Annotated in this window: 7 protein-coding genes; 2 read left to right on the forward strand and 5 right to left on the reverse strand. The window is 39.1% G+C overall.

Annotated elements, in window-relative coordinates; all coding sequences use genetic code 11:
• The 5 genes from QUA62_RS28675 to QUA62_RS28695 all read right to left on the reverse strand — a co-directional run.
• A partial coding sequence (locus QUA62_RS28675) for a hypothetical protein (protein WP_333408204.1) occupies window positions 1–596 on the reverse strand: 596 nt, incomplete at its 3' end.
• 1 nt (window position 597) lies between these two features.
• Complete coding sequence (locus QUA62_RS28680) at window positions 598–1,872, reverse strand: DUF3696 domain-containing protein (protein WP_333408205.1); 1,275 nt, start codon at window positions 1,870–1,872, stop codon at window positions 598–600.
• On the reverse strand, window positions 1,862–2,989 hold the full coding sequence (locus QUA62_RS28685; protein ID WP_333408206.1) for a DUF262 domain-containing protein: 1,128 nt from the start codon (window positions 2,987–2,989) through the stop codon (window positions 1,862–1,864). Before QUA62_RS28685 ends, QUA62_RS28680 begins: the two co-directional genes overlap by 11 nt.
• 246 nt (window positions 2,990–3,235) lie before the next feature.
• Window positions 3,236–4,852: an ATP-binding protein gene (locus QUA62_RS28690; protein ID WP_333408207.1), complete on the reverse strand. Its 1,617-nt coding sequence runs from the start codon at window positions 4,850–4,852 to the stop codon at window positions 3,236–3,238.
• Window positions 4,849–5,532 (reverse strand): response regulator transcription factor, encoded by a 684-nt coding sequence (locus tag QUA62_RS28695; protein WP_333408208.1) that lies wholly within the window; start codon window positions 5,530–5,532, stop codon window positions 4,849–4,851. Before QUA62_RS28695 ends, QUA62_RS28690 begins: the two co-directional genes overlap by 4 nt.
• A gap of 143 nt (window positions 5,533–5,675) precedes the next feature.
• Here QUA62_RS28695 and QUA62_RS28700 point away from each other — a divergent pair, with 143 nt between their 5' ends.
• The gene (locus QUA62_RS28700; RefSeq protein ID WP_333289272.1) at window positions 5,676–6,086 is read left to right on the forward strand and encodes a hypothetical protein; all 411 of its coding nucleotides are present in this window, start codon (window positions 5,676–5,678) and stop codon (window positions 6,084–6,086) included.
• 158 nt (window positions 6,087–6,244) lie between these two features.
• Window positions 6,245–6,754 carry a hypothetical protein gene (locus tag QUA62_RS28705; protein WP_333408209.1) on the forward strand — a complete coding sequence of 170 codons (510 nt, stop codon included), beginning with the start codon at window positions 6,245–6,247 and terminating at the stop codon, window positions 6,752–6,754.
• The last annotated feature ends 71 nt before the right edge of the window (window positions 6,755–6,825 follow it).

Here is a 6,825-nt window from a genome sequence, read left to right on the forward strand (position 1 = left end):
GACCATTGCCGTTCTTGATAACTGTTCGCTAGTCTAACAGCGAGCGCACTTTTTGACCTGCTTAGTCTAAACTCCAAATCTAATTCTATACAATTTACTTCATCATTATTTTTAACGATAGTAATTAAGCAACAATTAGTAATATGTGGATGAACAAGGTGAAAACTGGAATTAATAAAATTAATCAATAAATAGGTGGAACTACTGTTTTGCAATTTTCTCTCAGCTATTTCTGCTAATGATGTATCATTTACAACCTTGTACTGTTCATTAATCATCAAACAATCAAACGAGTCTGTTGAAGAATGTACTTTTTCTTTACGCCATTCTTTAGGATTTGATTTATTAAAAACAACATTCTTGAAGGCTACTTTAAGTGATTTATCTTTAATTTGATTTAAGCTTTGAGAAAAATTATATCCTTTTACCGCTTCATAGTTGACATAGAAATTACTATCCTCCTTATATATCTGTTTATCTTTCATTTTATCATTAATCAAATCAAAAATAGCTTTAAAAACTATTATTGCTTCTTTAAATTCGACATCATTAAGGTACTGTCCCTCAAGGGATACTTCATTAATAAAAATTTCCATTTTAGATTCCAAAAAGACGTTCAAAATCTTTATCCATTTGGTCAAAAAATCCTTTAGGCCATTCTTCAATTCCTCCATTGGGTTGAACAGGAATTTGTACAACTGGTGGCTCTGAATTTAGCTGTAAGTATAATATATTTAAATTTTCATGGTCAATAATTTTATCAAGCACAGCTATTCGCAAGGCATTTAAAATATGATCGCTATGTGATTCAATAAAAACTTGTACCCCACAACTGCTAACCTTAGCTAGAAACTGAGTTAGTCGCGATTGCGCTTTTGGGTGTAAATGCGCTTCTGGGTTTTCTACAATTAATATTTCACCTTTTCGAGCAATTAATCCTGAAACAATAATTGGCAAAATGCAATGGTATCCAAAGCCAACATTAGCTGGTTTATAACGATCTTTTGAGGCGTTGGTATTAAATAAAGGTTCTAAAATGTTACTTATTGATTGTGATATTTCTACTTTAGCTCCCTCAAAAACATAACTTAGCCATTCTTCTGTTTGGTTAGATAATGTCTTTGCATTGTCTCCTAAGCACAACATATCATCAACTAAATCATTTCCTTTTCTATAAAGCAAATTTACGGTAAATTCGCCTTTTGCACCTACATTAGGAAATTTTTTCAAAGTGGACTTGAAATAAAATTCTTGTGGGCCAATGCGATTGGCTGAAATGTAGTGCATATGACTAAAATTGAAAGATTCATCTAAGAAATTAAAATAAAATTTCTCATCTTCTATTAAAATAGAATCATTAGGTATTAAATTATTTAATGAACAGTCGCCTAATATTTTTGATTCATTCTCAGTAGTTGAGTATTCATTAGTATTGTCTTTTTTTAAATACTTTCTCTGTACCGTAGTAACAGAATTGTCTAAATTAAATTTATTACACAAATTGATCTCGCTGATTTTTGCCACCATATCATCATCGGAATTTTCTCTTAATAAATATTCCATACATTTATGAATAACTTTATTGGGATGAACAATTTCCTGGAAATAATATTTAAGTACAATAGATTCATCTCTTGAGATACTACTATTCCTAACATCAACAAAATTACCCAGTCTTACACAACTTCCATTCAACAAAATTTGGGTTGTCACTTCACTATGCTCAATAGATTGTCGCATTAAAAGCAAAGCTTGTAAAATAGTAGACTTACCACGCCCATTTATGCCTGTTAACAGGTTAATGTGTGTTAAAGGAAACTGTATTTTATCTTTAAAACACTTAAAGTTTTTTAACTCTATTTTAGTTAGCATTTTCTACGTCTCCTAAAATATTTTGTGCTAGTTTAAAACGGTTACTAACTTTAGATTTGCTACTCGTGGAATACTTGATAGCGTCAAAGTATTCTGGATTTTCAAGCAATTTAATAAAGTTATCTTGAATAGACTTTTTGTGAGATTGTAAAAACTCATCGCTCCTTGCAGAGAAAAAATAACACACAGATTCAAAAATTGCGATATTTATTCTTCCCCTATTTTGACCAGAGGGCAAACGAAAATTTTTAGGACCAAAAAATTCAAAAGTTAAATTCATTACTCGCTCAAAATCATTTTTTAATAGATCTATGTCTCGATCGTCCATTAAATTAATTTTTTTCATAGCTCTTTCTACAAAATCACTCATATCACCTTGATAATCGTTGTCATAATCAAATAGTTTAAAAGCCAAGTAACGCAAAATAACTTCTCTATCTTTCATTCTTTTGGGTGAAACACCGTCGTCTATAGCCTTTATAAAATATTCTTTTTCTGATAACTGTTTTAGCAGCTTGGTTGACTTTCCTGAAAAAATACAATTTCTAACTTCTTGACGTTCCAGTTTAGTTCCTCCTGTGTTAACTCTATTGAAAATATCATAGACAACTTTAACGGGAACAGAGGGCTTAATAAGATATATGTAAAGTTTTTTATCTTCAATCCTTGTTTCATAGTCACCTGGTAGTTCTTTAAGTTCTGAAAAGGTGTAGCCATTCAACTTAGTTAATGCTTCTAAACCACTTAAGTTAAATTTATCGTTAACAAATTCATGTAAAGCTGTAGTCCGCTGTAGACCGTCTACAATAATTAGTTTTCCCTCTTTTGTTTGATTTAAATACCAGGGAGGAAGGGGGAAATTTAGGATGACCGATTCAATAAATTTACTTTTTTTGTCTAATTCCCAAACTACATTGCGTTGAAAATCTGGATCGATAATAAGCCTGCCATTGTCATATTTCCTCAGTAACTCAAAAATAGTTTGAGGATCTTCTCTAATATCAATATCTGCTTCAGTTGGATCGTAAGGATACAATCCACCACTCTCACCACTATCCTCTTCAGCAGTATCCTTATCTGTTTTGATGACATCATCTTGGAGTTCACTATCCGTCATTACTTGCTCCTACTCCTAATATGTGTAACCTTGATGATTCCTCAATTCCACTAGCCTGTAATTTCTTAACGGGACTTAAACAAATTTTAAGCCTAAACAAAGCTAAAACAGGCTTTAAGGGATTTTACCATGCTTAGCACTGATTTTTGTTTAAGTCCCGATCGGGGTATTTAAGCCGGATTTGGTATAAGACTTAGAAAAAGCTACAAAACTCTTTTTGTTTAAAGGACTGCGATCGAGACGGGGCTAATCGCCCACAGGTAAGCTCAGTATAAACCCTGTTTGACCAAGTATTGCAGCATCTAGTTTGATATCGCCGCCGTGGGCCCGGGCGATTTCCCTTGCTAAACTTAGCCCCAATCCCGAGCCTTCTATTTTTTGGATCTGAGTCGAGTCACCGCGATGGAAGCGCTCAAAAATGCGATCGCGCTCGCTCAAAGAAATATCCTGAGAACTATTGACAATTTTCACAATTACTCTTTTTTCCTGACAGTTGGCCTGTAACCTGAGCCAACCTTTCGGTAAATTATATTTAATCGCATTACCAACCAGATTTTGCAAAACCTGCACCAGCAAATCGCGATCGCCCTTGATATATAAATTAGGAGCAATTGCCATTTGTACATCTAAATGCGGTGCTAGCAGTTGCATATCTTCGGCAATTTCCGATAGCAAAGCCGACATATTCACCTCAACCAAATGTAAACCCATACGTCCGGCATCAGCTAGAGAAAGTAAGAGAAGTTTACGGGTTATTTCATTCAAACGGCGCACTTCATCCAATAAATTACTCAGCGTTTGCTGCACCTCAGAACCAGATTCAACTTGATGCAAAGCCCGTTCTAGTTGACCTTGCAAAATTGCCAGCGGAGTCTTTAATTCGTGGGCAGCATGTCCACTAAAACGAGAAGCTTGTTTAAAACTTCGCTCTAGACGTTCTAACATCTGATTGAACACAAAAATTAATTCTATAAACTCTATATCCGTTGCTCCGTAAGGGACGCGCCGATCAAGCCCCTGTACGGTAACATTCCCGATCGCCATCGTGAGGCGCCCAATTGGATACAGAATACTCCGCGATATGACCCACGCTCCACTCGCAACCAGTAAAAGCACTACGGGAATAGAAATTAGAAAGATATTACGAATCAATTCCATTTCCCCATCGATAGCTTGCAAGTTAACGGCAATGGCTGCTTGACTATAAGGAGAATTAATCGCGCCGACACGCCAAATTGCGGTGCTAGTACGTTGGGTTGCTAGCTTAGCTTTGGGCAATTGAGGAGGATGAAGTGAATCGGATGGCGGCCGCTCGAATGGGGAGCGATCCTGTGGAGGTCGATCGAATGGCGGCAGATTGTGTGGGGGCAGATCGTGTCGAGGTCGATCGTGTGGCGGTCGATCAAATGGGGGTCTGCTTTCGGGCGGTGGAAATAAATTGAGGCGATCGGGAGGTGGTGGCTCTAATGGATTTTGTCGAGGGGGAGGTTCTAATTCAAAATCTATTATGCCAGGATCGGGAGCGGGTAGCGGCAACGATCGCCAGATGGAATTCGCATCAAGTCCATCTTGCCACTGGCTCGATTTGTAGATTAAATTACCATCTCTTTGAGCCACGATCAAAGCGACGGTGGTTTCTCCATTCATGCCCAAAAGTGATGGCAAAGAATCAGTATAAGCATCCCATTCGGGCGATCGCGGGCGGGTAGCGTGGATTAACTGAGTTTCTATTCCAGCATCAAGACGCTTGACTTTAGCATCGTAAATCAACCACCACGAAACAACACCAAAGCCTATCAGAGCAATACTTGCGAGCACAGAAGATGATAGAGCAATACGAAAGCGGAAAGATTGGAGTTTCATGATGGTGAATCTGGTTTGCGAAACCGATAGCCAACGCCGCGCACACTTTCAACCCATCCCATACCGCCGATAGGTTCAATTTTCTTGCGAATGCGTTGAATACATACATCTACTACATTGGTATTTGGGTTGAAATCATAGCCCCAGATATGTTCGAGGATTTGCGTGCGGGTGAGTACCCTACCGGGCGATCGCATCAGATATTCCAATAGATTAAACTCCCGGGTTGTCAGTTCGACTTTATGGCGATCGCAGGTAACTTCTCGGAGAATGCGATCGAGCTTAACGGGGCCAACACTCAGAATATTTTGCCCAGTGCCCGAAGCACGCCGCACTACAGCATAAATCCGAGCAACTAACTCCTGAACAAAAAACGGTTTAGCTAAATAGTCATCAGCACCCAGATGTAACCCTTCAATGCGATCGTCTAGTTCATTGCGAGCAGTTAATAAAATTACGGGTACGTTGCGTCCAGCCTTTCGCAAATGTTTGAGAATAGATAATCCATCTTTTCCCGGCAATACAATATCAAGCACGATCGCATCGTACTCATTCTCCATCGCCCGCCCATAGCCATCATTGCCATTATCGCAATAATCCACAACAAAGCCTTGTTCTTTCAAGCCCATACAAACAAAATTGGCGATTTTTTCTTCATCTTCAACGTATAGAACATTCATAGATTTATCTATCCGGTTGCGATTATACGGCTATCAGGGATTTACTTAAATTACAAAACTGTAATCCATCCGCACTGTTGCAGGTAATGTTTGGGGAATTTGATGTATTTATAAACATTTTTAGGTCGGCGATCGTAACTCTCATGAAAATTGCTTCACTGCTCGCATTACCTGCTACAGCCTTGCTGCTGGGATTTAGCAGCTTGACTTTTCCCGATCGAACTACAGCTAATTCTAATACTGTACTAGCCCAGAGCCAGCCCGAACCCAGTCAAGAGCGCAGACGCCCGCCCCGTATAGATTTTGCTGCTGCTGCCAAACAATTAGGAGTCAGCGAAGCCGAGCTAATCGAAGCTTTGGGCCTACCCGCCAAACCGCCGGAACCACCAAGTGAAAATAATCGCCCGCCCAGCCCACCGCCCCGTCCTCGTTTAGATATTCCCGGTGCAGCGAAAAAGTTGGGAGTCACCGAAGCAGATTTGATTAAAATTCTGGGCATTCCACCGCGTCCACCCGGCGATCGTAATCTACCTCAAAATTCCGAAAAACGCTAATTTTTCCACATTACAAAACTGTAATCCCAGCACAGGGATAAATGTCATGTTCAACCAGCTTAATGATTGTAGCGACTAACTCAAAGGGCGATCGAGAATCCATTTCTTTAGCCTGACAACTGCTTCAAACTTAGAAAACTAATCGGGGTAATTATACCATGTCACAACTATTTCCTAATTCAATCAATGCACCGGGCAATTCTTCTCCCCAAAATCAAGGAGTACCGGGCAATCTTCCTCCCCAAAATCAGGGCGCACAACTTACGAATTCGGCTTTACCTCCCCAAAACCAAACTCCACCCCCTCCGCCAGCTAACAGTATTAGCACCACAGCAGGAAACGACAATATTACCGGAGATAGTTTAGATAACTTCATCCTCGGTAGTAGTGGGACTGATAGCATAATTGGAGGAGAAGGTACAGATACAATTAGCTATCTTTCCCTCGGCAGCGGCATTACCATTGAGGCTAAAGGTATTGTAGATAAAGGCGCAGCCGGTACAGATACCATGCAAAATATAGAACAAATAATTGCTCCTTTGGGACAGACTAATACCATCGATGCTTCTACAGGTAGCGGCACAGCTTCTATTAATGTGGATTTGTGGCAGAATCGTATGGCGGTTAACAATCTACCCGGTATCGGCACTCTGAATTTTACTGTATAGCAATTCCATTTGAGATGTAAATATGGATTTCTCTGGTAAAATAGGAAAGTTTGATAATAAATGAAAGGGAA

Origin of the sequence: Microcoleus sp. MON1_C1, from assembly GCF_036701945.1 — a bacterium.
Lineage (GTDB): Bacteria > Cyanobacteriota > Cyanobacteriia > Cyanobacteriales > Microcoleaceae > Microcoleus.